The sequence below is a fragment of the Streptomyces sp. NPDC001393 genome, assembly GCF_053597455.1.
In genome coordinates this window covers 245,489-270,130 of the sequence record NZ_JBSFIH010000002.1, presented here as the reverse complement: position 1 = coordinate 270,130, position 24,642 = coordinate 245,489, and the positions used below count along the sequence as shown (strand labels likewise).

The following is a 24,642-nucleotide window of genomic DNA, read 5'->3' as shown; positions in this document are numbered from 1 at the left end:
GTCGGCCGGCCTTCACCGGCCCACAACCGAGCACGGCCGCTGTTCGAATCCCGGGCCGGGCACTGTTAGGCTGCACCCCCCGTTGTTGTTAAACGCGCAACTAACGCGCACACCATTGCCAGGAGAGGGCGACCGGGGGATGGTCCTCGATGACGCGTCCGCGGAGTTCCACGAATTCTTCGAACGCCACTATGCCGAACTCGCCCGTCTAGCACACCTGCTGACCGGCGAGAGTGACGCGGCGGACGACCTCGCGGCGGATGCCCTGGTCGCCCTGTGGCAGCGCTGGGACCGGTTGCGGCAGGCCGACCACCCGCTCGCCTACGCCCGCGGTGTGGTGGCCAACCTGGCGCGCGGACGGATCCGCAGCGCGGTGCGCGAGCGACTCCGGATCACGCTGTTCTGGTCCCGCAGCCCCGAGAAGACGGAGGGGCCGGACATGGCGGCCGTGCTGGACGTCCGCGCGGCGCTCGCCCGGCTGCCGTTCCGCAAACGCGCCTGTGTGGTGCTGCGGCACGCCTTCGACCTGTCGGAGAAGGACACGGCGGCAGCGCTGGGCATATCGGTCGGTACGGTGAAGAGCCAGACCTCGAAGGGAATGGCCGAGCTGGAAAGGATACTGGGCGCGCGAGCGGTCGGGGACCTGGTGGCAGGGAGGAGGAACCGGTGAACGAGGAGATCGCCCGTCGGCTGCGCGAGGCCGCCGAGGCCCACCGGCCCGACCGTGCGCGGATGCTGGCCCGGGTGCAACGCGGCATGGCCGGCCCCGCCGTCCGTCACCGCGCCAGGCCGTTCGCGAGGTCCGGGACCAGGGTCGCGCTCGCCGGGCTCGCCGCCACCGGCATCCTGGCGACCGGCGGCCTCGCCGTCGCCGCCATCGTCGCGCACTCGTCGCCGTCGGCCACCGTGACCACGCCTGCCACCCCGTCCCCGACCGCCGGCTCCCCGCGCCCGACATCGGCTCGCCCCACCCCTGTCGCGCCGGCCCCGGTCACCACCCCGGGCAGCGCGCGCCCGACTCCGTCGGCCACCAGTCCATCGCCGACCGCCGGCGAGAGCCAGAACGGGCCGCTGTGGTCGGCCGGCTCGGTGGACCCGCACAGCACCGTCTACTGGACGCAGAGCAACCTCGCCCTCAAGACGACCCAGCCGCTCACCTCGCTCACGATCGAGATGCGGATCGTGCAGACCGGCGGGGTGAAGATCACCGGCACCTGGCAGACCCTGCCGAGTGGTGACTTCACCGTCACCGCCCAGGAGGCCGGCGGCACGCTGGTCTATCGCTGGGTCCTCAAGCCGGGCCTGACCGTGCCGGCCGGGAGCTATGAGTTCGCCGCCCAGTTCAACAACGGCACCGGCGTGCGCAGTGCCGCGGGCGACGGCTACCGCGTCGACGCACAGGGTTCGGGCGGCTCCGCGTCGGTCCGGGGAGGGTTCGTCCCGACCCGGTGAAGGCCGTAGGCGGCCCCCATGGTGGCCAGCGGGTCGCCGCGGAACTGGGTTGGGGATGGTGACGACGGCCGTGAAAATTCTTCCCTCGATCGCGGCAACCTTTGTGTGCGTGGCGGCAACTGGCGGGTAACCGGGGCCGGATCAAGGCCCGTTGTGCCAGAAGGACATGCCGTTGTCAGATCAGAACCGCTCTCATCGCCGCCGTCCGGCCACCCGCCGCGTGCTCGCCGCCGCCGTGGTCCTCGCCGCCGCTGGTGCTGCCGTACCGCTGGTCGCCCAGGCCGCACGCACGCCGAATGCCCGCACGCCGACCCTGGCCGCCGCGGCGGCCGGCAGTGGCCGCTACTTCGGTACGGCAGTGTCCTCGGGCAGGCTCGGCGACTCGACGTACTCCACGATCCTCGACCGGGAATTCAACATGATCACCCCGGAGAACGAGATGAAGTGGGACACCACCGAACCCTCCCGCGGGAACTTCAACTTCGGCCCGGCCGACTCGATCGTCGGCCACGCCGCCGCGCACGGCCAGCGAATGCGCGGCCACACCCTGGTGTGGCACTCCCAACTGCCCGGCTGGGTGAAGTCCATCACCGACGCAGGCACCCTGCGCAGCGTGATGGACAACCACATCACCACCGAGATGACCCACTACAAGGGCAAGATCTACGCCTGGGACGTGGTCAACGAAGCGTTCGCCGACGACGGCAGCGGCCAGCACCGCAGCTCGGTCTTCCAGGACGTGCTCGGCAACGGCTTCATCGAGGAGGCCTTCCGCACGGCCCGGGCCGCCGACCCCTCGGCCAAGCTCTGCTACAACGACTACAACATCGAGAACTGGACCGACGCCAAGACGCAGGGCGTCTACGCGATGGTCAAGGACTTCAAGGCGCGCGGTGTGCCCATCGACTGCGTCGGCTTCCAGAGCCACTTCGGCGCCGGCGGCCCGCCGGCCGGCTACCAGACCACTCTGTCCAAGTTCGCCGCGCTCGGCGTGGACGTCCAGATCACCGAACTCGACATCGCCCAGGCGTCACCGACGGCGTACGCAGGCGCCGTCCAGACGTGCATGAACGTCGCCCGGTGCACGGGCATCACGGTGTGGGGCATCCGCGACAGCGACTCCTGGCGCACCGGTGAGAACCCGCTGCTGTTCGACGCGGGCGGCAACAACAAGCCCGCCTACAACGCGGTACTCACCGCCCTGGGCGGCAGCAGCGGCGGCACACCGGACGGAGGCATCACCTCCGGCACCGTCTACACGCTCTCCGACGTGGCCGCCGGACGCGTTCTCGACGAGCCCGCGGGATACAACGGCAACGGCACCCCGCTCCAGGTGTGGGACGCCAGCGGTGCCTCCAACCAGCAGTGGCGGGCCGGCCGGAACAGTGACGGCTCCTACACGTTCACCAACGTCGCCAGCGGCCGGGTACTGGACGAGCCCGGCAACCAGACGGGCAACGGAACGAGGATGCAGGTCTGGGACCCGAACGGCGGCGCCAACCAGCACTGGCGAGCCCACCAGAACGACGACGGCTCCTACACGCTGACCAACGTCGCCAGCGGCCGGGCACTGGAGATCCCCGGCGGCCGGACCGCCAACGGCACTCCCGTCCAGGTCTGGGACTCGGCCGGCGGCGCCAACCAGCACTGGAACCTAAGAGCTTCGACGCCCGCGCCGACGGGCGGCACGTGTGCTCTTCCATCGACGTACCGGTGGACATCGACGGGTGCGCTGGCGCAGCCGGCGAACGGGTGGGACGCGGTGAAGGACTTCACCGACGTGGTGTACAACGGCAAGCACCTGGTCTACGCGTCGAGCGTGTCGGGATCGTCGTACGGCTCGATGATGTTCAAGCCCTTCACGAACTGGTCGGACATGGCGTCGGCCGGCCAGACCGGGATGAGCCAGTCCGCGGTGGCGCCCACGCTGTTCTACTTCGCGCCCAAGAAGATCTGGGTGCTGGCGTCCCAGTGGGGAGCGTCGCCCTTCGTCTACCGCACGTCGAGCGACCCCACCAACCCGGGCGGCTGGTCCGCGCCGCAGCCGCTGTTCACCGGCAGCATCCCCAAGACTGAATCCCCCACCGGCCCGATCGACCAGACCCTGATCGCCGACGACCAGAACATCTACCTGTTCTTCGCCGGTGACAACGGCAAGATCTACCGGGCGAGCATGCCGATCGGGAACTTCCCGCGCAGCTTCGGCTCGTCCTACACGACGGTCATGAGCGACACGGTGAAGAACCTGTTCGAGGCGCCGCAGGTCTACAAGGTGCAGGGCCAGAACCAGTACCTCATGATCGTCGAGGCGCGGGGTGCGAACGAGCAGCGCTACTTCCGCTCTTTCACCGCCACCAGCCTGAGTGGTTCCTGGACCTCGCAGGCCGCCAGCGAGAGCAACCCCTTCGCGGGCCAGGCCAACAGCGGTGCCACCTGGACCAACGACATCAGCCACGGCGACCTGGTCCGCACCAACCCCGACCAGACCATGACCATCGACCCCTGCCACCTGCAGTTCCTCTACCAGGGCAAGTCCCCCACGGCGACCGGCCCCTACGACCGACTGCCGTGGCGGCCGGGTGTCCTCACCCTGCAGCGCTGACCCGCCTGATCAACGGTGATCGCGATCGGGTGCGGTGCGCCGGCGCGTAGACGAGCGGTCTACGGCGTGCGCACCTCCACCCGCTGAGCCCGACGAAGATGACGAATGCGCCCCCATCGGAGAGATGGGGGCGCATTCGTGCCTTCGCCTACTTGAGTGCTGTGCCACCTGAGTTGTGGTAGGCGATGGTCTTGCTGATCAGGTTTCCGCCGTCGGTCTCGACCGTGGTCTGTTCCTGCTGCCCTGGACCGAAGAGCAGGCCGGCGACATGGGCGTTCGCGACCTGGTCCATGTGCGCGAAGAACCAGTCCACCTTGTCGTCCTTGTAATGGTTGAGGGTGTTGTTCTGCGCCATGTTGCCCACGGGGATCTGCCACAGGACCACCGGCTTGCCCACGGACTCGGCCATCGTCTTGTAGAACTGCAGCGCGGCGGCGGCCTTCTGGTCGGTCCAGAAGTGGTCACTGCCGCCGTGGGCCGGCTGTGCGTACCAGCCTGCGTCGCGGTCCGACACGTCGGTGACCAGGAAGTCGGCGTTCTTCGCCCCGAGGTTCGCGTAGTCCTTGACGCATGCCTGTGTGTTGGTCTGCCAGTCGAAGCAAGAAAGGTGCAGCCCCGCGGCGGTGTTCGGCGCGTACTTGTGCGCCATCGATATCAGGCACTGGGCCAGGCCGGCGGCGCTGTTCTCCTGCGATCCGCAGTCCGTCGGATTCGAGGCCGTGACCTGCGCGGCGACCTGGTGCGGATTGCCGAGCGACCGGACGTAGCCCCAGAAGTCGGGTTCGAGGTCGATCGCGTCGTGCGACGTGCCGATCTTCTGGAGGAAGAAGCGGTAGTCGTTCAGGTATCGGGTGAGCAGGTCGGTCCTGTTGATGGCCTGGACCTCGCCCGGGCCGTCGCCCTGGCCTGCCGCATCCCCGAGGTCGCGCAAGGAGTACCAGGTCCAGAGCATCTTCTGCGGGCGCGGGCTGCCCTTGTACGTCGCCTGGGCCGCCACGGTGTCCCGATAGGTCACGTACGTGCCGGGCGCCGTGGTGCTGCCGGTCCAGCAGCCCCACCAGCCCGACCACCCGTCGTGGCAGCGCGCTGCCGTGTAGTAGTCCGACGAGGGCGCGGGCTGGCTGTGCACATAGGCGTACCGCACGTCGAACGGCGCGGCGGTCGCCGAGGCGTCGGACATCGAGCCGCCGATGAGCACCGTGCTGCTGCCCATGAAACGTGTCGTCGAGCTGCCGTCACTGGGAGTGGGAGACGACGGCTGTGTACCGACACTCCCGGCCGGGACGAGTTGCCACTGCTGATCGGCGCCGCCCCGGTCGCGGTTCTGGACGACGTCGCCCCCGTCGGCCTTGGCGGCGTTGTGGACCTCGACGGCCATGCCACTGAAGCGATTGACCAAACGCACGTAGCCGTCCGGCGACTTGGCCAGTTTGAACTGCTGGTTGGTGCCGTTCAGGTCCTTCCACTGCACGATGGCGGAGCCGGCTGTCTTCGACCAGCCGAGGTCGTCCAGCACCTTGCCGGAGTTCCGGTTCTGCAGCCGGTAGTACCCGTCACCCGCGTCGATGAGCCGCCACTGCTGGTTGGCCTCGCCGTGGCGCGCCCACTGCACCACCGCCGCGCCGTCGTTCGTGGCGAAGGCGCGGTCGTCCAGCACCTTGCCGCTGTTGCGGTTGACCAGCACGTACCACTTCTTCAGATCCAGGGTTTGCTGCGCCGAAGCCTGGTTGACCACAACGGCGGAGCCGGCCACGACCACCATGACGAGGCCCGCCCAGAAACCCCGACGCGCGAGCAGCCGGCGGCCACGATGCTTCGGGCGACCACCGCGGGCGTGGCCGTCGGCACGGCGGCCGCCGGCGTGGGACGCCACCGTTGACGTGGGCGGGCTGGGGACATGTCTGTGCTCTCGTTCAAGGGGCATGTCTGTGCTCTCTTTCAGCTGTGCATCTGACCGGACCACCTGGCCGGACGACACTGAGTGGTCCGAGAGGCCGGAAAGGTTGCCGCGAAGAGCCACAGATTTTCCGCCTTGACCGTTTCCCGTCACGTGGGCGGGCCGGCCCGGAGCATCTGCTCTGAGCCGGCCCGCCCATGCGACGTCAGCTTGCGACGTCAGCTTGCGGCGGGGACGGGGTCACGGGTTGGTGCGGACGTCTCCTTCGGATCGGGCTCGGCCGGCACCGCGGGAGTGGGGGCAGGGGCGTAGGGAATGTCGCCGCGCAGGACGGCCTTGGCGCGGTCCTGGTCGAGCTCGCCTTCCCAGCGGGCGACGGCCAGGGTGGCGACGCCGTTGCCGACCAGGCTGGTCAGGGCGCGGGCTTCGGACATGAACCGGTCGACGCCGAAGATCAGTGCGAGGGCGGCGGGCGGGACGTGAGGGACGGCGCTGAGTGTGGCGGCCAGGGCGATGAAGCCGGAGCCGGTGACGCCTGCGGCGCCCTTGGAGGTGAGCAGCATGACGGCGAGCATGGCCAGTTGCCGGGTGAGGCTGAGGTGGATGCCGAGGGCCTGGGCGAGGAAGACCGAGCCCATGGTCAGGTAGATGGCGGTGCCGTCGAGGTTGAAGGAGTACCCGGCGGGCAGCGTGATGCCGACGACCGGTTTCGAGGCGCCGGCGTGCTGGAGCTTGGCCATCATGCGCGGCAGGACGGGCTCGGTGGAGGAGGTGCCCAGGACGATCAGCAGTTCTTCCTTGATGTAGCGCAGGAAGGGCAGCAGTCGCAGTCCGTTCAGGCGCATCACGGTCCCGAGGACGACCAGGACGAAGAGGAGGGCGGTCAGCCAGAAGGAGCCGACCAGCAGCGCCAGGTGGCGCAGGGTGCCCAGGCCGTAGTGGCCGATGGTGAAGGCCATGGAGCCGAACGCGCCGATGGGGGCCAGCCGCATGATCCAGCGGATGAGCGTGAACAGGACTGTGGAGAACTTCTCGACGCCCCGGGCGATGCTCAGGCCGGCCTCTCCGCCGGCGTGCAGGCCGAAGCCGAACAGCACCGACACCAGCAGCACGGGCAGGATCTCGTTGCCGGTCAGGGCGCTGATGAGGGTGGCCGGGATGGTGGCGAGGAGGAAGGCGGCGAAGCCCTCGTGGGCCCCGGTCGCCTCCGGCGGCAGGGCCTTGGTGGACAGGGTCGAGAGGTCGATGTGCAGACCGCTGCCCGGCTTGACGACGTTGACGACGACCAGGCCGATCACCATGGCCACGGTGGTCAGCACCTCGAAGTAGACCAGGGCCTTCAGGCTGACGCGGCCGACCGCGCGGGCGTTGCCCATGGAGGCGATGCCGTGGACGACCGTGCAGAAGATGACCGGTGCGATGAACATCTTCACCAGCGCGATGAAGCCGTCGCCGAGCGGCTTGAGGTCAGCGCCGGCGGACGGCCACAGCCCGCCCACGGCGGCTCCGAGGAGGACGGCGATCAGGCACTGGACGTAGAGGTGGGACAGCATCCGGCGGATGCGGCCCGGTGGTGCGGTGACGGTACCCGGGGCGGCGTCGTTGCGGCTCATGCGGGGCGTCCTTCCAGGACGGGAACGAGGAGTTCGGCTCGGGCGATACGCCGGGCGGCGCGGTGCAGCAGCACCGTGGGGGACGCGCCGTCCGGTGCGGGGACGGCTTGGGTGGTGACCACGCCGGCGGGGGTGCCCAGGCGCAGCGTTCCGTCGGCGCTCTGCCGGGCGACGCGGTGGGCGAGGGTGCCAGGGGTGGCGGCGGCCGTGGCCAGGGCCACGGCGGAGGTCAGGCCGATCGCCGGGTGCGGGGCGTGCATGGAGACCATGCGCACGGCCAGGTCGTACTCGTCCTGGTTGACGAGGATGCCCTGTGTGGTGCGATAGGGGGCGGGGCGGGCGACGATGCCCACCTTCGGTACCGCGTGGCTGACCGGGTCGCCCTCGCGGGCCAGGCCCATGGCCAGCGCTGCCTGGCGGCGCAGCAGTGTCAGCGCGGGCACTGCGGTGGCGAACGCGGAGAGGGATTCCGTGCCGTCGAGGCCGAACGCCTTGGCCTCGAACAAAGCGGCCGGAGCGCCGGCGTCCACCAGGGATGCCTCGAGGGGGCCGTCCGGGCCGGTCAGCTCGTCCAGTGCCCGGCCGGTCGGCAGAGCGCGGCCGGTCGTCGAGCCCGCCGGGTCCTGAAACCCGAGCAGGACCGGCACGCCCGGCGCCGAGGTACCCGGCACCACGGCCGTGCCCTCCTCCGGGGCCACGCCCGCGGGGGTGGGGATCGTGCCGGTGAGGCGGGCCCCGGTGTTGACGTTGAGCATGCGGACGGTGGTGGTGTCCGACGCGATCGGCACGAGATCGTGGTGGACGGCGTACAGGGCCACAGCGGTGGCGCAGTTGCCGCAGTTGCTGGCCCACTCCACGCGCTCGTCGCCGATACCGACCTGCGCGAAGGCGTACTCGACATCCACGCCGGCCTGGGGCGACGCCTGTACGACGGCGGCCTTGGAGGTGGTGGAGGAGGCGCCGCCCACGCCGTCGATCTGACGGGGGTCGGCGGCGTTGAAGGCGGCGAGCAGGAGGGCATCGACGTCCACGCCCGTGGCGGCCACGTCGCGGTGGTCGAAGATCCAGCACTTGCTGGTTCCTCCGCGGATCATCTCGCCCTGCAGACGCAGCACAACCGACTCCTCACAGCCAGGGAAGGGGAAGTCCACCGGCGGTCTCGCCGTGCGTGGTGCCCTCCACGGTGAGTTACGGAAGCGTGAAGTACAATCTCGAAAAACTGGATAGCCATTAAGCTGAAGTGAACGCTGGAGGTGGCGGCATGCTCGACGTCCGGCGCATCCTGCTGTTCACGGAGGTCGCCCGGCGCGGCTCGGTGACCGCGACAGCCCGCGCCCTCAACTACACCCCGTCAGCGGTATCGCAGCAGATCAGCCGCCTGGAAACGGAGGCAGGCCAGCCCCTGCTGGAACGCCACGCCCGGGGCGTCACCCTCACCGACGCCGGACGGGCCCTGGCCGAACGAGGGCAACGGATCGAACGCGAACTGCAGGCCGCGGAAAACGAACTCGCCGACTTCGCCGGCCTGCGCGCGGGCACCCTGCGCATCGGCACCTTCCCCACCGTCGGCGCCTCGCTCCTCCCGCAGGCCGTGATCGCCTTCCGCGACGCCCACCCCGACGTACGGCTGACCGTCCGCAGCGCCCGCATCGCCGGACTCTGGACCATGCTGGAGAACCGGGAGATCGAGATGTCGCTGATGTGGGACTACGACTGGAGCCGGATCGACCGGGAGGACATCGTCGTCACCCCACTCCTCGACGACCCGCCGGCCCTTCTCGTCAGCGACCACCATCCGCTCGCCGGCCGCGACGCCGCCTCACTAGCCGACTTCGCACACGATTCCTGGATCACCCGCGCCGACCATCACCCGGTGGCCGAAGCCCTCGTCCGCGGCTGCCGCGCCGCCGGCTTCGAGCCCCACATCGCCTACGAGGCCCACGACTACCAGGAAGCCCAGGCCATGGTCGCCGCCGGCATCGGTGTCGCCCTCGCCCCCACCCTGGCCCTGGAGGGCATCCGACCCGGCGTCGACGTCCTGCCCCTCCAGCCGCCGGCCCCCGTCCGCCGCATCCTCCTGGTGCGCATGGCCGACCACCCCCTCACCCCCGCCGCCCAGACCTTCGCCGGACTCCTCCACGACACCGCCGCAGCCCGAACGCCCCGACACTGACCGGACCCGCCCACCGGCCGTGCAACCGTCGTGCTCAGTAACTCTGTAACTCTGTCGGGGTTTTGGGTTTCGTAGGGAACGGCGTGGTCATTGGCCTGGCTCGGCTTGGTTTCGAAGGGCGACGGGATCACGAGGAGCCGCCGAGTTGACTGAGCGGGGGCCAGGGCCCTGTTGGTGCAGGCTCGGCGGCGGGTATGCCGGAGCCAGGCGTAAGGGCCGGTGCTGTTTGCTCGGCCTCGTCCCTTGCACCGTCTGCCCGTGCTGACGCCGGCAGACGCTCCGCGAAAATGGTCTAGACAACAACGAACCCCCGGGTCTCCGACCTGGGGGTTTCACATGGAGCGGGTGACGAGAATCGAACTCGCGCTCTCAGCTTGGGAAGCTGATGTTCTACCATTAAACTACACCCGCGTAAGTACGGACATGATCCTCGCGGAACCGGTGTCCGGACCTTGCTTACTCTACATCATCACAGACCCCTGGTGCCGAGAGCCGGGGGTCTGAGTCTGTTTCAGGGGAGGGATCCGGCTGCGGGTGGGCCGAGTTGGGGCGTACCGTGGAGGCCTGGCGGAGGGGTCCAGGGAAGCCGGAGTGCCGCCTGGAGAGTCGTCTCTTTCATCCCGTAATGTGGCTTTTGTCGTCGGGGCGTTGAGCCCGACGAGGCTCTTGGGGAAGGGACTTGAGGGACTTGATGGAACGCACCGTCGTCCGCTGTGCGGACGGGCACGTCTTCAGCACCGCTTCGTTCCCGATGCAGCAGGCCGACCGGCTCGGCCCCGGCCGGCTCATGAGGTGTCCCCGGTGCGCCCGGCTCCGCAGCGTGGTGCCGGTCGCCCTGGAGAGGCGCTAGCGGGAACAGCCGACAGTGGCACACAGTGGAGACAGGGACGGTCAGAGGTAACAGAGACAGTCAGAAGTAACAGAGGCGAGCGGTTGTATCACAGACCGCAGCGGTAACACAGGCGCGCGAAGTCGTCACGATTGTCACGGCTCCGCGCGCCTTGCGTATCCTCGCTACGTGCTTCTCTCAGACAAGGACATCCGGGCCGAGATCGACGCCGGGCGGGTACGGATCGATCCCTACGACGAATCCATGGTGCAGCCGTCGAGCGTCGATGTTCGGCTGGACCGTTACTTCCGGGTGTTCGAGAACCACCGGTACCCGCACATCGACCCCTCGGTCGAGCAGCCCGATCTGACCCGGCTGGTCGAGCCAGAGGGCGACGAGCCGTTCATCCTGCACCCCGGGGAGTTCGTGCTCGCCTCCACGTACGAGGTCATCAGCCTGCCCGACGATCTTGCCTCGCGGCTCGAGGGGAAGAGCTCGCTCGGGCGGCTCGGGCTCGTCACGCACTCCACCGCCGGGTTCATCGACCCCGGTTTCAGCGGGCACGTCACCCTTGAGCTGTCCAATCTCGCCACCCTGCCGATCAAGCTCTGGCCCGGGATGAAGATCGGGCAGCTGTGCATGTTCCGGCTCAGCTCGCCCGCCGAGTTCCCGTACGGCAGCGAGCGCTACGGCTCCCGGTACCAGGGGCAGCGCGGGCCGACCGCCTCGCGGTCCTACGTCAATTTCCATCGGACCCAGGTGTGAGGGCCACAGCAGCATGAGTGACACGCAGGGCGTGCGGGAGAACCTGACCTACGAGGCGTTCGGCGGCGCCATCCGCGAGCTCGCGCAGACCATCGCTGACGACGGCTACGAGCCCGACATCGTGCTCAGCATCGCCCGGGGCGGGGTCTTCGTCGCCGGCGGGCTCGCCTACGCCCTCGACTGCAAGAACATCCACCTCGTGAACGTCGAGTTCTACACCGGGGTCGGGACCACTCTCGAGATGCCGGTCATGCTCGCGCCCGTCCCCAACGCGATCGACTTCTCCGACAAGAAGGTGCTGATCACCGACGACGTCGCCGACACCGGCAAGACGCTGAAGCTCGTGCGCGACTTCTGCCTCGACACGGTCGCCGAGGTCCGCTCCGCGGTGATCTATGAGAAGTCCCACTCCCTCGTGAAGTGCGAGTACGTCTGGAAGCGGACCGACGACTGGATCAACTTCCCGTGGAGCGTGTTGCCTCCCGTGGTGAAGCGGGCCGGGCAGGTCCTCGACGCCTGAGAACACCGGAGAACATCGAGAACACCGGGCACAGGAAGGGCCCCGGCTGCGTGCAGCGCCGGGGCCCTTCCCTGTGCGAGAAACCTCTGTGCGAATCACAGCTCGGCCGGGTCGAGTGAGCGGGCGTCGGCGAGTGCATGGTCCGGGAGCATGGTTCGCGGGCCCGGGTCGTCCGGGTAGCGCGGCAGCACGTGGGTGTGCACGTGCGCCACGGAGTTGTTCATGCACTGGTAGTTGATCTGCGCGGGCGCGTAAGCGCGATGAATCGCGGCGCCGACGGTCCGGATCGCCGACCGGTGACCTCCGCGTCGGTGAAGAGAGCGGGATCTGGCACGTGCCGGCCCCGGAGGACCACCACGCTGTACCCCGGGCTCGCGGGCCGCTTCAGCAAGTACGCGTCGGCGAACTCATCGGTGTACCAGCGGACGCCCCACTCGTCCTCGTCCGGGCGGCCCTGCGCGCACTTGGCGCACCCCTCGCCCGCCCATTCCGCTTCCCATGAGTCCGCTCATGTCCTGGCCACGGACCAGAGGCTACGGCACCGCGACAGTAAGGACCGGGTGCGGGACTTCGTGCGCACGGCACCGGTCGTGCCACCGGATCCGGTGCCCCGTATCAAGCAACGTTCGCCCTGTTCACGATCTCGCGTAGGCGCTGATCGGTGGCGTGCTTGTTCCGCCAGATGATGTAGCGGCGGATCATGCTGCCCTGGGCCTCGATCCGGTTGAGCCAGGAGCTGTTGGCCGGGGTGTGGGCGATCTCGACGTTGTTCGCCGCGGCCCACGTCGCGACCCGCTGGCACCGCTTGGTGCTCAGGTGGGGCGAGTAGCTGTCACAGACGATCGCGATCCGCACCTCCAGCGGGTGAAGCGAGCGCAGGTAGCGGCAGAACTCCAAGAACTTGGAGCGGTTCTTGGTCTTCTTGATGTGCCCGTAGAGCTGGTCCTTGACCAGGTCGTAGGTGGCGAAAAGATGCCGGACCCCGTGCGGGCGGGTGTAGGTCGCCCGCCTGCGTGGGCGTGGTTCGCGGTCGGGGTCCTTCTCCGGGGCGACGAGCCCGTGGAACGTGCTGCGCAGCAGCCGGACCGCGTCGGTCGGATCGGGTTCGGCCGGTCCCAGGCCCTGGTGACGATCCGTTCGATGTGTTTGCGCGGTACCTTCAGGTGGCCTTCGCATTTGAACGCCGGGCATGAGGCCGTGATTTCGCAAGCCACCGCCCGAACCTGCGGATGTCGGCTGAGGATATCGGGTGCGTAGGTCAACAAGGGAACGCACGCCCGCCAGCAGGCCCGCTCACAGGCCGGATCGCGGTGCCTGACAGTAGTCGGTCCGGAATCTCCAGTGCGGATTGCCGGGTTCCGAATCCACCCTGCGGGTGATTTGTCCGCAAGCCACTCGTGACTACAGACCTGGTCGGGCACTCCGCCTGTTACAACGAGGTGGTGATGGTTATTGTGCCCATGTCCGAGCCGGCAGCCTCGCGCCCTCCTCCGCGTAGGAGTGGATGGTGGCTGCGCGCCGGCGCGGAAGCGGCGTGGAGGCGCGCCCCGGGTACTCGGGGCGCGTGGTGAGCACGGATGAGGAATTCCGTGCTGCTGAAGCTGCGTGACCTGCGCGACTCCGTTCCCACGCACTCGGACGGGCGCCTGACGGGCCTCTGCGCGCTGGGCTGCCTGGCGATGGTGCCGCTCGCGCTTCTCGCGCACCAGCTGCTCCTGCCCAAGTACTTCTACGACAGCATCACCCTGCAGAGCATCGCGACAGGGCAGTACGCGCCGTTGAACGACACCAGCTTCCTGTACGTGGGCCGACTCTACAAGGCACTGGGAATGGCCCGCTCCGTGTTCGCTGCCGGCGCGTTCGGCGTGGTCCTGGCGATGCTGGGACTGTGGGCGTCACTGCGGCGTGCCCGCGGACGGCTCACCCTCGGCGCTGTCTTCCTCGTGGTGGTCTACGTCGGATTGGCCAGCGTCTACCTCAGCCAGTTTTCCAAGGACGTATGGGTGCTGCCGGTCACGCTCGTCGTCCTGCTCGCTCCGGCCGGCTGGCGCGGCGACCTGCTGGTCGTCGGCGCCGGCTTGCTCTACGCCGTGTTCCTGCGGCAGTACTGGTTCCTCGTTCTCGGGCTCTGGCTGGTACTTCGGCTGCTGATGAGATGGCGCACCGACCGGCGCTTGGTTCTGCTCACGGTGGTGGTCTTTACGGTGGCAGCCACGACCGTGGCCCCGCTGGTGCTCGGTGCGCCCCTGCAGTCCGTGCGGACCACGGTCAACCTGGGCAGATTCGGCTCGGCGGACGCGGTCACCGCGATCGTCCCGGTGTCTGTCGGCTCCGGGCCCGTGGCGGACAGCGCAGAGAACCTTGTCACGCTCGCACAGCTCGTGGTGCCGACGCCCCTGGCCGCCCAAGCCTCCCCGGTCTACCTGGTCTGCCTGGTGCTCATCGCGTGCATCTGGCTGTGCTTTGGCATCGCCGTCCTCGGCCCGCGGGAGCGCCTGCTCTGCCGCCGTGCAGACGCGCCCCCTGACGACCGGGCGATCCGTTGCGCGATGCTGGCGATCGCGTTCCTGACCACGCAAAGCTACTTCGAGCCTGATTACGGCTCCTATCTCAAGCACCTGTCGCCGGTTCTGCCGCTGGTGATCGCAGCGGCGTTGGGATGGCCGGGGTCGCCCTTACTGCGACCATCCCGGCCGGGGCGGCTCTGCGGCGGGCGGACACCGTCCGCTGTCCGCCCCGAAGCCGCCGGCCTGCAGCAAGGACTCACCCGTCGCAGCGAGCGAGCGGCGAGCGCCGATTGAAGGCCCTGGCGTGGGGTTGATTGGTTCGTGCCGGTGGCGACCGAGAGCGTCGCTGTGGGATGTGAGAGGGTAACCGTGACTTTGATCGACTACATGCGCAGCTTCGTCCGGGGCTGGACCGTCCTGCTCGTGGGGCTGCTGCTCGGCGTCGGGGTCGGGGCAGGGGTGGCCAAGGCAAGCCCTCCGCAGTACACGGCCACCACCCAGCTGTTCATCAGCAGCAGCGGAGCGGCCGCCGACGTCACCGCAGCCGCGGCCGGCAACACGTTGTCGCTGGCCCGGACCACGGCTTACGTGGAACTGCTGACCTCGCAGGAGTTCGCCGCGCGGCTGACCCGCGTGCTGGGGCTGGGCCTGACCCCGCAGCAGGTTTCGAAGGAGATCGCCCCCGTGGTGGTGGCGAACACCCCGATCATCAACGTCACTGTCACGGACGCGTCGCCCCATCGGGCGCTGCGCATTGCCCAGGGTATCGACCAGCAGTTCGACGCACTGCTGCGGCAGGTGGAGGGGGTCACTTCCAAGAGCCGTGCCCCGGTCAGGATCACGGTCACCGAGACTCCTACGCTCCCTACCGGCCCGTCCTCGCCCGATCTGCCACTCTACTTGGAGGTTGGTGCACTGCTCGGCCTGGTGGTGGCCATGATCGTCGCGGTGATGCGGGACCGCCTCGACAAGCGAGTGCACAATGATGTGGCCGCGGCCACGGCTGCGGGGGCCCCCGTGCTGGGCCTGATCCCGAAGGACGCAGAAGCGGCGCGCCGTCCACTCGGTCCGGTGGCGCATTCCCGGTTCGCCGAGGCGGTGCAGGTGGTGGCCGGCAACCTGCGCTTCGTGATGGTCGAGGCCGAGCCCGGCGCGCTGCTGGTCACCAGCCCCAACCCGGGGGAGGGGACGACGACCACCGCGCTCAACGTGGCCCGCGCCCTCGCCGAGTCCGGACGCCGGGTGCTCGTCGTGGACGCCAACCTGCGCTCACCCGGTGTGGCCCCCCTCCTCCGGCTGGCCGAGGACCGTGGACTGGCCCAGGTCCTCGCCGGCCAGATGCCGGTCGAGCAGGCGCTGCAGAGCGCTGATGGCCACTTTGCCGTCCTGGGCGCGGGTACCCCGCCGCCCAACCCTACCCAGCTGCTGTCTGGGCCGGTCATGGGCGAGTTGCTCGCCGAGCTGGTGAACCAGTACGAGGTCGTCGTCCTCGACTCCCCGGCACTGCTGCGGGTCGCCGACACCGCCCATCTGGCGGGGCTCGCCGGCGGAGTACTGCTGTGCACGCGCTGGGGGGCGACTACCTCGCCGCAGATCACCCGCAGCCGGGAGCTGCTGGACCGTGCCCGCGCTTCGATCCTCGGCGTCGTCACGACCTTCACTCCCCCGGGCCGAGGCCCGTACGGCGCCGGGGCCGACGGGAGCGCCGCCGCCGAGCCGGCCCTCGCCCTGCCCGCCGCGCACCAGGAAACCGGTTTCGGCGACCGCGGGGAGGGCGGGCAGGCGCAGCGAGGCCGCCCCCTTGTCGGACAGAGTCGTCCAGGGACGTGAGGGCACCTTGGCAGTCCAGGAAAGCGACCGCAATGACAAAGGGGCTGCCCGTGGCCGCGTTGACCCGCACAGGTGCCCTCCGGGGGAGCGGGCTCGTCCTGGTGGTCCTCACCGCCGTGGTCGCGTTCCTCGTCGTCCGCGGCGCCGAGGTGAGGCCTCCAGCTTCCTCGCCGGGCCCTTCAGCTTCCTCGCCGGGCCCTTCAACTTCCTCGCCGGGCGGGGCGACGGAATTCGGCTTCAACGCCGGCCTCCGGAACAGCCACTCGAGCAGTGATGTCGAACGGTTCAAGGCCAATGTGGACGACCTGGTCGCGAACGGCCAGATGTGGGTCCGCATCGGGATCGCCAGCTGGGTAGTCTCCACCGGTGGGAGCGTCGACGCCATCACGTGGTCCGATCAGGGGCTGGCCGCCTACGACCAGGCCCTGTCATACGCGCATTGTAAGGGCCTGCACGTTTTTCTGGTGACCAGCGGCGCCCCCGACTGGGCGCAGAACTTCGCTTTCGCGGACTACGTGAAGGTGTCGAGGGACTACTGGACCTTCCTGGCTCAGCGCTACCGGGACGACGTAGATGTCTGGCAGGTGTTCAACGAGGCCGACGGCAGCGACTTCCGCCAGTTCAAGCCGTTGGGTGTGAATGGGCTGTCCTCCTCCTACCTGCAGCAGCTGAAGGTGCTGATCGAGACCGCGGGCGCCGTGATCCACCGGGCCAACCCGCGTGTCAAGGTCACCACCAACGCCAGCGGCTACCCCATGAACGACGCGGAACAAGCCGACTGGTTCCGCTACTTCGACGTGCTGGCACCGGTGCTCGACACGGTGACGGTCGATGTCTACCCGGGCACGGACAGCGGTGAGATCGACAAGCTCGGTGCCCGCATCGCCCTTTTGCAGGCGCGCTACAACAAGCCGGTCAGCATCGGGGAAATCGGTATTCCGACCTGCCGGGGCTGCAGCTCCGAGACGGACCAGCGCATCTACATGCCACGGGTCATCGCCTCGCTCAAGAAGGGGGCACCGGCGGTGATCTTGTACTACCTGCTGCAGGACACTGGCGACGACGCAGGTCAGGACGGTAGCTCCTTCGCGATCATCTCCGACGACGGAACCCACAAGCCCGCCTATGACGCCATCATGAAGGCGATGCGCTAGAGATCTTCAATGGCCGAGGTCACGGCGGTTGGCGGTCGAGTCCGGTCCTGGCGATGTAATCACCGACCCGGTGCCTCTACGGATGATCCGCAGCAGCCGTCTGCCCTCGGCGTCATCGATCTCACGGACCCGCACCCGTTCAGCCACGTGATCATTCTGACGGTCCGGTGCCGCCCGGAACAGCAACCGGGCGACCGTCACGACGGGGCGAACGTTGCCTGATGCGGCACTAGAAGGTGCCCAGCTTCACTATCGACAGCAGCGCGACCAGCTGGATCGCCGACGCACCCAGCGCCTTCGGCCAGGGCAGGTCGTGGGAGCGGGAGACCATCAGGGTCAGCAGGGCGCCCGCGCCGATCCAGGTGGCCCAGCCGAGGAGCTGGACGAAGGCCGCGTCGCCGCCGAAGAACATGGCGACCAGCAGCCGCGGCGCGTCCGTGAGGGCCGTGATCAGCATCGACAGGCCGACCGTCGGCTGCCAGGCGCCGTCACCGCCGAGCTGACGGGCCAGCGTGTGGGTGACCACGCCCAGGATGAACAGGCCGAGCACCATCACGACCGCCGTGATCAGCACGATCGGCACCGCGTTGGACAGCGTCGCGCCGATCGCGTCCTTGCGGGCGCCGTCGAAGCCGAAGACGGCCAGCAGGCCGTAGAGGAAGGTGGTGATGAGCGCCGGGGCCCACATCGTGTAGTCCCGCATGCGCAGGAAGGTCTGGTTGGGGGAGGTGATGATCCCCTTCAGCAGCTCCTTCCAGTGCAGCGGCGGGCCCAGCGGAGCGGCGGGCGCCGCGGCCGAGCCGGCGTGGTAGGTCGCGCCCTGCGTGTAACCGGCGGCTTCGTCGATCGAGAACGCCTGGGTGTGGCCCGGGTTGTTGGCCGCGTACGGGTCCTGGCCGCCGTCGTCCCCGAAGTACTCCGGTCCGTCGTCGGCCGGGCCCGGGTAGCCGTACGACTGACCCTGCCTGCCGTACGACTGCTGTCCCGGCTGCGGGTACGACTGCTGCGGGTACGGCCGCTGCGGCGCCTGCGGGTAGCCGTGTGCGGGACCCGCGGGCTGCCCGTACGACGGTCCCGGCTGCCCGGCCTGCGGTCCGGGCCGGCCGTACGACGGTCCCTGCGGCGCCTGCTGTGCTTGGGGGGTGCGGTTGTTCCGGCCCCCGCGTCCGTTCCTGAATCCAGCCACGTCATCGAACGTACCTGGTCCCGGAGAGTGGTGTGCCGGGCCCGGGCGTCCGGGCCCGGCTTTGCGGCCGACCTGTGACATCCCCTAAGGGACCGTCAGGGGACGGTCCCGGGGTTTTCCAGGGTTTCCCGAGGACACTCCTCACCGCGACACCCCGGGGCGGTGCTCAAGCGCGTGGGTGGTGGGTCAGGATGGTGCCATGAGCGTAGTCAAGATCAATGTGCTGACCGTGCCCGCCGAGCAGCGGGAGACGCTGGAGAAGCGGTTCGCCTCCCGCGCCCACGCGGTGGAGAGCTCCGACGGCTTCGAGTGGTTCGAGCTGCTCCGCCCCGTCGAGGGCACCGACACCTACCTCGTCTACACGCGCTGGCGGGACGAGGAGTCGTTCCAGGCCTGGATGGAGGGGCCGATGAAGTCCGCCCACCAGGGCGGTGCGGAGGGCGCCGAGCGGCCGAAGCCCGCCGCCTCCGGCTCGACCCTGTGGTCCTTCGAGGTGGTCCAGCAGGCGGGGCCGAAGGGGGCGTAGCGCTGCCGCGCGGGGCGCCCCGTCGCCGGATGCCTCATGCGGGCGGTTCGGCAGGTTCGGCGGGGCGCTTCGCCACGAAGGAGCCGAGACCGACCTCGGCTCGGATGAGTCCCTCGGCCTTGAGATGGGCCAGCGCCTTCTGTGCGGTCGAGGTCGCGATGCCGAACTCGGCGGACATTTCGACAACGGAGGGCACGCGGGCTCCCAGGGGGTACTCGCCGCTGGCGATTCGCGTGGCGATGGCCTCGGCCACCTGGCGCCACACCGGGCGAGTGCGGTCAAGCTCGGGGGTCATGCGGTTGACGCTAAAACTCTGCGGTAGACCGCGCGACCGCGGTAGACTGCGGTATACCGCCCAGGCGGAGCCCCGGCGACGGTTGCCGCCGTCCCGAGGCGTGGCCACCAGCTGAATCGGAGCTGATGACGTGACCGACCTTATCCGCCGCCTCGCGGCATGCGTGCGCCTGCTGCTCTTCCCGCCCGGAAGGGAACCCCTGCCGTACCTCGAACTCCGTTGGGTCCAGCCCCCGTTGACGCCCCTGCCCCGTCACCGGAGCCCGTACGGCCTCGACGCTCCCCTCGACGCCACCGCCACCAGGGCCGTACGGCCGTATGTGGAGGCGGCGTGATGGAGGCGCCCCGCCTGCTGCCCTGGGCCGGGTCCGAGGGCAAGTCCTGCTGTCTGATCGGCGACGACCGTGACGGCCCGCTCTCCCGGCCGGCCGATGCCACGGAGTCCGTGCAGCTCGGCATGGGTGGGCAACTTCTCGCCCACGCCCGGGAGATCCTGCCGGACATGCCGCCCGGCGAACTCCGTTTCCTGGCCGAGTGTTTGACGCAGGCGCTCGGCGACGCCCTGCGTGTCGCGGAGCGCGGGGCCGGAGGCGGGACGAGAGCCAGGTGGAGCGGGGCAGACGGTAGGCCTCGTCCTGCACCTCGGACGCGATCTGTGCGGGCCGGGTGAACTGGGGTGCCTTGCCCTCCAGTTCGGTGAGGACGTGCGGAATGCCGCCCGCTTGCGCGCCCGCCGGGAAGCGGGGGACGGCTTGCACGAGCGGTGGCAGTACGGCTCCGGCCAGTCGGTCCGAGAGCTGTGCGTGCCGCGCCCGGTCTCGAAAGGACGGCCGATGTAGGGCAGTTGGGCTGCGGTGTACCAGGCCGGTCCGGTGGTCAACTCGTGGGCGGACGCGGCATGTTCGGCCGCGGTACGCATCAGTCGCTCCTGCCGGGCCTCCGCCGGCGCCCCCGCGTCGGCGGCCAGCAGCGCGTTCCTGACCCGAGGGCCGGGAACGCGCTGACGTGCCTCTGAGGCGTCCGGCGTGCGGCCGGGACGCCTCAGAGGCAGGGACAGCCGTGGTGCGGACAGTGTCACGAGTTGCCGCGACGGCGCGCAACCACCATGGTGCCGGCACCCGCTGCGATCAGAGCGGCGGCCACGCCACCCAGGACCATGTCCCGCGTGTGGTCCTCGGCACCGGTGTGCGCCAGGTGCTGCTTCCCCGGGCGGCCCTCACCGATGTCGTGTCCGTGCTCGTCGTGGTCGCAGTTCTCGTCGTGGTCACCGTGCTCGTCATGGTCACTGTGCTCGTCATGGTCACTGTGCTCGTCGTGGTCGCCGTGCTCGTCGTCGTCGCAGTGCTCGTGGTGCGGCGGCTTCGCCGTGTGCGTGGGATGCAGGGGGTAGGGATTGCCGCTGGCGTACGCGGTCGCCGCGCCTGCCAGAGGTGCGGCGACGAGCGCCGCGACCACGGCTGCTGATGCCACGGCAGATCGCCATCCAGGCGATGTCGTCATCTCTTCCACTCTCCTCGACTTGGGACGCCCGGACTCGGTGAGGGCAGCTCCAATACCTGGATAGTGGAACAAATAGGAAATTGATGGCACAAATAACATGAAGCCGCGCACAAGCCACCGGATGGTGTAGCGCAGACAGCACACCGACGCCCCCCTGCCCGGTGTGGGCAGGGGGGCGTCGTACGGCGTGGAACCGCTGTTACTTGACCGGCTCGGGCTCCGGCTCGCTCTCGGCCTCCGCCTCGCCGGCCGGGTCGACCGGGGTCTTCACCGAGTCGAGGAGCAGCTGGGCCACGTCCACGACCTGGATGGACTCCTTGGCCTTGCCCTCGTTCTTCTTGCCGTTGACCGAGTCGGTCAGCATGACCAGGCAGAACGGGCAGGCCGTCGACACGATGTCGGGGTTCAGCGAGAGGGCTTCATCGACGCGCTCGTTGTTGATGCGCTTGCCGATGCGCTCTTCCATCCACATCCGGGCGCCGCCGGCGCCGCAGCAGAAGCCGCGCTCCTTGTGGCGGTGCATCTCCTCGTTCCTGAGGCCCGGGACCTTGCCGATGATCTCGCGCGGGGGCGTGTAGATCTTGTTGTGGCGGCCCAGGTAGCAGGGGTCGTGGTAGGTGATGATGCCCTCGACCGGGGTGACCGGGACCAGCTTGCCCTCGTCGACCAGGTGCTGGAGCAGCTGGGTGTGGTGGATGACCTCGTAGTCGCCGCCGAGCTGCGGGTACTCGTTGCCGATGGTGTTGAGGCAGTGCGGGCAGGTGGCGACGATCTTCTTCGCCGACTTCGGCTTCCTGGACTCCGCCGTGACGTTGCCGTCCTCGTCGGTCTCCTCGCCGAAGGCCATGTTCAGCGCGGCCACGTTCTCCATGCCGAGCTCCTGGAACAGGGGCTCGTTGCCGAGGCGGCGGGCGGAGTCACCGGTGCACTTCTCGTCGCCGCCCATGATCGCGAACTTCACGCCCGCGATGTGCAGCAGCTCGGCGAAGGCCTTGGTGGTCTTCTTGGCGCGGTCCTCCAGGGCGCCGGCGCAGCCGACCCAGTACAGGTACTCGACCTCGGAGAGGTCCTCGATGTCCTTGCCGACGACCGGGACCTCGAAGTCGACCTCCTTGGTCCACTCCAGGCGCTGCTTCTTCGCCAGGCCCCAGGGGTTGCCCTTCTTCTCCAGGTTCTTGAGCATCGTGCCCGCCTCGGACGGGAACGCGGACTCGATCATGACCTGGTAGCGGCGCATGTCGACGATGTGGTCGACGTGCTCGATGTCCACCGGGCACTGCTCGACGCAGGCGCCGCAGGTGGTGCAGGACCACAGCACGTCCGGGTCGATGACGCCGTTCTCCTCGGCGGTGCCGATCAGCGGGCGCTCGGCCTCCGCGAGAGCCGCCGCGGGGACGTCCTTCAGGGCCTCCTCGGACGCCTTCTCCTCGCCCTCCATGGTCTTGCCGCCGCCCGCGAGCAGGTACGGCGCCTTGGCGTGCGCGTGGTCCCGCAGGGACATGATCAGCAGCTTGGGGGAGAGCGGCTTGCCGGTGTTCCAGGCGGGGCACTGCGACTGGCAGCGGCCGCACTCGGTGCAGGTGGAGAAGTCCAGCAGGCCCTTCCAGGAGAACTGCTCGACCTGGGAGACACCGAAGACGTCGTCCTCGCCGGGATCGGTGAAGTCGATCGGCTTGCCGCCCGAGGTCATCGGCAGCAGGGCGCCGAGGGAGGTCTCACCGGTGGCGTTGCGCTTGAAGAAGATGTTCGGGAACGCCAGGAAGCGGTGCCAGGCCACACCCATGTCGGTCTTCAGGGCGACCGTGATCATCCAGATGAAGGAGGTCGCGATCTTCAGGCCGGCGAAGAAGTAGGTGAGGTTCTGGAGCGTGGAGACGTCCATGCCCTTCAGCCAGGACACCACCGGGTACGAGATGAAGAACGAGGCCTCGTAGCCGTCGACATGGTGCTGGGCGCCCTCCAGGGCGTGCAGCATGAAGATGCAGACGCCGACGATGAGGATGACGGCCTCGACGAAGTACGCCTGGCCGAAGTTGGAGCCGGCGAAGCGGGACTTGCGGCCCGGCTTGCGCGGGTGGCTCAGCTGGCGGATCGCGATCAGCACGAGGATGCCGAGCGTCGTCATCGTGCCGAGGAACTCGACGAAGACGTTGTACGGCGCCCAGTCGCCGATGACCGGCAGGATCCAGTCGGCCTGGAAGAGCTGCCCGATCGCGTTGACGATCGTCAGCAGCAGGGAGAAGAAGCCCACCGCCACGAACCAGTGCGCCACGCCGACGACGCCCCAGCGGTTCATCCGGGTGTGGCCGAGGAACTCCCTGACCACGGTCATGGTGCGCTGTGCGGGGTCGTTGGTCCGTGTTCCGGCCGGCACGGACTGGCCCAGCCGCATGAAGTTGTAGATCTGGAGGAGGGCGCGGCCGAACAGTGCCACGCCGACCACGATCAGGACCAGCGACACGATGATCGCGGCGAGTTGCATTGGGGCTCCTGAGGCGGCCTCGAACTTACTAAGCGGTAACTTATGCAGTCCGTCTGAGACTACCCCCATCTTCCGTCGGGTTGCAGCCGAGCGCGGGGTGATGCGCATCATCCCACGGGTCATCGGATCGTGTTATTCGTACCGAATTGATACTTTCGCCCCTACCTTAGAGCCGTGCTCTACGGGATCGCCGCCGCCACCGCCTCCCTGCTGCTCGCCGCCCTGCTCGCGGCGCTGCTCAGGGTGCCCGCGCTGCGGGCGGGCATCGTCGACCGGCGCCGGCAGCGGCGCCTGCCGCTGCTCGGCGGGCTCGCGGTGGTGTCCGTCACCTGTCTCGTCGCCTGGGTGGGGCAGCGGACCGGGATCGCGCCGCTCGGCGAGGGGGTCGACGAACTGCTGGTCGCCGCCGCCGTGGTAGCCGCGCTCGGCCTGGTCGCCGATGTCTGGCGGCTCCGCGCGCGCGTGCTCGTCGCCGGTACGGCCCTGGCGGCGGCCTGGGTGGTGCCGTACGACGAGACGGGCGTGCTGGGCGGCCTCCTCGCCGTCGGCTGGATCGTGCTCGCCTCCCTGGCCTTCAAGGGGCTCGATCACGCGGACGGGCTGGCCGGGACGGTCGGGGTGGTGACCGCGTTCGGGGCCGGCGCCTGTGCCGCGGCCGAGGTGATGGACGGGCTCGCCGTACTGCTGAGCGTCCTGGCCGCCGCCCTGACCGGCTTCCTGATGCACAACTGGCCCCCCGCGCGGATCGGGCTCGGCGCCTGCGGCTCGCTGTTCACCGGGTTCCTGCTGTCGTCGTCCGTCGTCTTCACGCGCGCGGGGTACGCCCTCCGGCCGAGCGCCGCGGTGGTGTTCTGCCTCGCCGCGGTCGCCGTCGCCGACGCCGTCCTGGTGGTCCTCGCCCGGGGGCTGGCCCGGCGACCGCTGCTGCGGCGTGGCCCCGACCATCTCGCGCACCGGCTGCGCGGGCTCGGGCTCACCCCGGCGGGGTCGGTCGTGCTGCTGGGGGCGGGCGCCTTCTCGGCGGTGCTCGTCGGGGTGCTGGTGCACACCGGGTGGACGGGGGAGGGGGCCGTGCTGTGGGTGGCCGGAGGGGCCCTTTTCGCCGTGCTCGTACTCCTTCGCATCCGTGTCCGTATCCCCGCCCAGACGCCTCGGCGTGGGCCATCGACGCAGGTCAGGGGGCAGGCGACCGGCCAGTTGCGTGTAAGGAACGGATAAGACTTGAGTCTCACCGACTCAGGTCTGTTGACCCAGCGGTGGCCGTCGTGCACACTTGAGTCCGTTCCACTCAAGTCAGCTGGAGGAATCAACC

At 69.1% G+C, this 24,642-nt stretch carries 21 protein-coding genes, 1 tRNA gene and 1 pseudogene; 13 read left to right on the top strand and 10 right to left on the bottom strand.

Translation table 11 applies throughout. The annotated features are described in order from the left end of the window. The first annotated feature begins 139 nt into the window (after positions 1-139). The 3 genes from ACWC2T_RS04210 (at position 140) to ACWC2T_RS04200 (ending at position 4,054) form a co-directional block, all read left to right on the top strand. Complete coding sequence (locus ACWC2T_RS04210) at positions 140-670, top strand: SigE family RNA polymerase sigma factor (protein WP_450668905.1); 531 nt, start codon at positions 140-142, stop codon at positions 668-670. Beyond that, the gene (locus ACWC2T_RS04205) at positions 667-1,452 is read left to right on the top strand and encodes a hypothetical protein (RefSeq protein WP_450668904.1); all 786 of its coding nucleotides are present in this window, start codon (positions 667-669) and stop codon (positions 1,450-1,452) included. Before ACWC2T_RS04210 ends, ACWC2T_RS04205 begins: the two co-directional genes overlap by 4 nt. 166 nt (positions 1,453-1,618) lie before the next feature. Then, positions 1,619-4,054: a non-reducing end alpha-L-arabinofuranosidase family hydrolase gene (locus ACWC2T_RS04200; protein WP_450668903.1), complete on the top strand. Its 2,436-nt coding sequence runs from the start codon at positions 1,619-1,621 to the stop codon at positions 4,052-4,054. Positions 4,055-4,202: 148 nt separating this feature from the next. On the opposite strand, the gene ACWC2T_RS04195 is transcribed toward ACWC2T_RS04200, so the two are convergent. The 3 genes from ACWC2T_RS04195 to ACWC2T_RS04185 all read right to left on the bottom strand — a co-directional run bounded on the left by ACWC2T_RS04195 (position 4,203) and on the right by ACWC2T_RS04185 (position 8,679). Then, a complete protein-coding gene (locus ACWC2T_RS04195) occupies positions 4,203-5,978 on the bottom strand; it encodes an RICIN domain-containing protein (protein ID WP_450668902.1) in 1,776 nt (591 codons plus the stop codon). Between the two features lie 191 nt (positions 5,979-6,169). Next, entirely contained in the window at positions 6,170-7,564 is a 1,395-nt protein-coding gene (gene dctA / locus ACWC2T_RS04190; RefSeq protein WP_450668901.1) for a C4-dicarboxylate transporter DctA, read from the bottom strand. Further along, entirely contained in the window at positions 7,561-8,679 is a 1,119-nt protein-coding gene (locus ACWC2T_RS04185) for a PrpF domain-containing protein (protein WP_450668900.1), read from the bottom strand. The genes dctA and ACWC2T_RS04185 overlap by 4 nt, the downstream gene beginning before the upstream one ends. Before the next feature lie 146 nt (positions 8,680-8,825). Between ACWC2T_RS04185 and ACWC2T_RS04180 the strand changes: the two genes are divergently transcribed. After that, complete coding sequence (locus tag ACWC2T_RS04180) at positions 8,826-9,737, top strand: LysR family transcriptional regulator (RefSeq protein WP_450668899.1); 912 nt, start codon at positions 8,826-8,828, stop codon at positions 9,735-9,737. Between the two features lie 337 nt (positions 9,738-10,074). Here ACWC2T_RS04180 and ACWC2T_RS04175 read toward each other — a convergent pair. Continuing rightward, positions 10,075-10,148, bottom strand: a tRNA-Gly gene (locus ACWC2T_RS04175). Positions 10,149-10,428: 280 nt separating this feature from the next. On the opposite strand from ACWC2T_RS04175, the gene ACWC2T_RS04170 reads away from it, so the two are divergent. The 3 genes from ACWC2T_RS04170 to ACWC2T_RS04160 all read left to right on the top strand — a co-directional run bounded on the left by ACWC2T_RS04170 (position 10,429) and on the right by ACWC2T_RS04160 (position 11,851). Then, entirely contained in the window at positions 10,429-10,587 is a 159-nt protein-coding gene (locus tag ACWC2T_RS04170; protein ID WP_388762310.1) for a hypothetical protein, read from the top strand. A gap of 168 nt (positions 10,588-10,755) precedes the next feature. Beyond that, a complete protein-coding gene (gene dcd, locus ACWC2T_RS04165; RefSeq protein WP_055705140.1) occupies positions 10,756-11,331 on the top strand; it encodes a dCTP deaminase in 576 nt (191 codons plus the stop codon). A 13-nt stretch (positions 11,332-11,344) separates the two neighbouring features. After that, the gene (locus ACWC2T_RS04160) at positions 11,345-11,851 is read left to right on the top strand and encodes a phosphoribosyltransferase (protein WP_450668898.1); all 507 of its coding nucleotides are present in this window, start codon (positions 11,345-11,347) and stop codon (positions 11,849-11,851) included. A 95-nt stretch (positions 11,852-11,946) separates the two neighbouring features. Here ACWC2T_RS04160 and ACWC2T_RS04155 read toward each other — a convergent pair whose 3' ends face one another. Together ACWC2T_RS04155 and ACWC2T_RS04150 are read right to left on the bottom strand one after the other, a co-directional pair. Further along, entirely contained in the window at positions 11,947-12,075 is a 129-nt protein-coding gene (locus tag ACWC2T_RS04155; protein WP_450668897.1) for a hypothetical protein, read from the bottom strand. Between the two features lie 391 nt (positions 12,076-12,466). Beyond that, positions 12,467-12,892: pseudogene (locus ACWC2T_RS04150) on the bottom strand (transposase); the annotation flags it as partial. Positions 12,893-13,440: 548 nt separating this feature from the next. Here ACWC2T_RS04150 and ACWC2T_RS04145 point away from each other — a divergent pair. The 3 genes from ACWC2T_RS04145 (at position 13,441) to ACWC2T_RS04135 (ending at position 17,342) form a co-directional block, all read left to right on the top strand. After that, complete coding sequence (locus ACWC2T_RS04145) at positions 13,441-14,652, top strand: hypothetical protein (RefSeq protein ID WP_450668896.1); 1,212 nt, start codon at positions 13,441-13,443, stop codon at positions 14,650-14,652. 27 nt (positions 14,653-14,679) lie between these two features. Next, positions 14,680-16,188: a Wzz/FepE/Etk N-terminal domain-containing protein gene (locus ACWC2T_RS04140; protein WP_450668895.1), complete on the top strand. Its 1,509-nt coding sequence runs from the start codon at positions 14,680-14,682 to the stop codon at positions 16,186-16,188. A 101-nt stretch (positions 16,189-16,289) separates the two neighbouring features. Beyond that, entirely contained in the window at positions 16,290-17,342 is a 1,053-nt protein-coding gene (locus tag ACWC2T_RS04135; RefSeq protein ID WP_450668894.1) for a hypothetical protein, read from the top strand. A 229-nt stretch (positions 17,343-17,571) separates the two neighbouring features. Here ACWC2T_RS04135 and ACWC2T_RS04130 read toward each other — a convergent pair whose 3' ends face one another. Further along, entirely contained in the window at positions 17,572-18,609 is a 1,038-nt protein-coding gene (locus ACWC2T_RS04130; RefSeq protein WP_450668893.1) for a YIP1 family protein, read from the bottom strand. A 118-nt stretch (positions 18,610-18,727) separates the two neighbouring features. Between ACWC2T_RS04130 and ACWC2T_RS04125 the strand changes: the two genes are divergently transcribed. Beyond that, a complete protein-coding gene (locus ACWC2T_RS04125; protein ID WP_450668892.1) occupies positions 18,728-19,054 on the top strand; it encodes an antibiotic biosynthesis monooxygenase family protein in 327 nt (108 codons plus the stop codon). 34 nt (positions 19,055-19,088) lie between these two features. Here the strand turns inward: ACWC2T_RS04125 and ACWC2T_RS04120 are convergent, their stop codons facing one another. Next, positions 19,089-19,349, bottom strand: coding sequence for a GntR family transcriptional regulator (locus ACWC2T_RS04120; protein WP_450668891.1), 261 nt, complete (start codon positions 19,347-19,349; stop codon positions 19,089-19,091). 130 nt (positions 19,350-19,479) lie between these two features. Between ACWC2T_RS04120 and ACWC2T_RS04115 the strand changes: the two genes are divergently transcribed. Beyond that, entirely contained in the window at positions 19,480-19,683 is a 204-nt protein-coding gene (locus ACWC2T_RS04115) for a hypothetical protein (protein ID WP_450668890.1), read from the top strand. Positions 19,684-20,422: 739 nt separating this feature from the next. On the opposite strand, the gene ACWC2T_RS04110 is transcribed toward ACWC2T_RS04115, so the two are convergent. Beyond that, positions 20,423-20,818, bottom strand: a complete 396-nt coding sequence (locus tag ACWC2T_RS04110; RefSeq protein WP_450668889.1) for a hypothetical protein — start codon at positions 20,816-20,818, stop codon at positions 20,423-20,425. Between the two features lie 229 nt (positions 20,819-21,047). Further along, positions 21,048-23,330 (bottom strand): (Fe-S)-binding protein, encoded by a 2,283-nt coding sequence (locus ACWC2T_RS04105; protein WP_450668888.1) that lies wholly within the window; start codon positions 23,328-23,330, stop codon positions 21,048-21,050. Between the two features lie 174 nt (positions 23,331-23,504). On the opposite strand from ACWC2T_RS04105, the gene ACWC2T_RS04100 reads away from it, so the two are divergent. After that, positions 23,505-24,548: an MraY family glycosyltransferase gene (locus tag ACWC2T_RS04100; protein WP_450668887.1), complete on the top strand. Its 1,044-nt coding sequence runs from the start codon at positions 23,505-23,507 to the stop codon at positions 24,546-24,548. Positions 24,549-24,642: the final 94 nt, after the last annotated feature.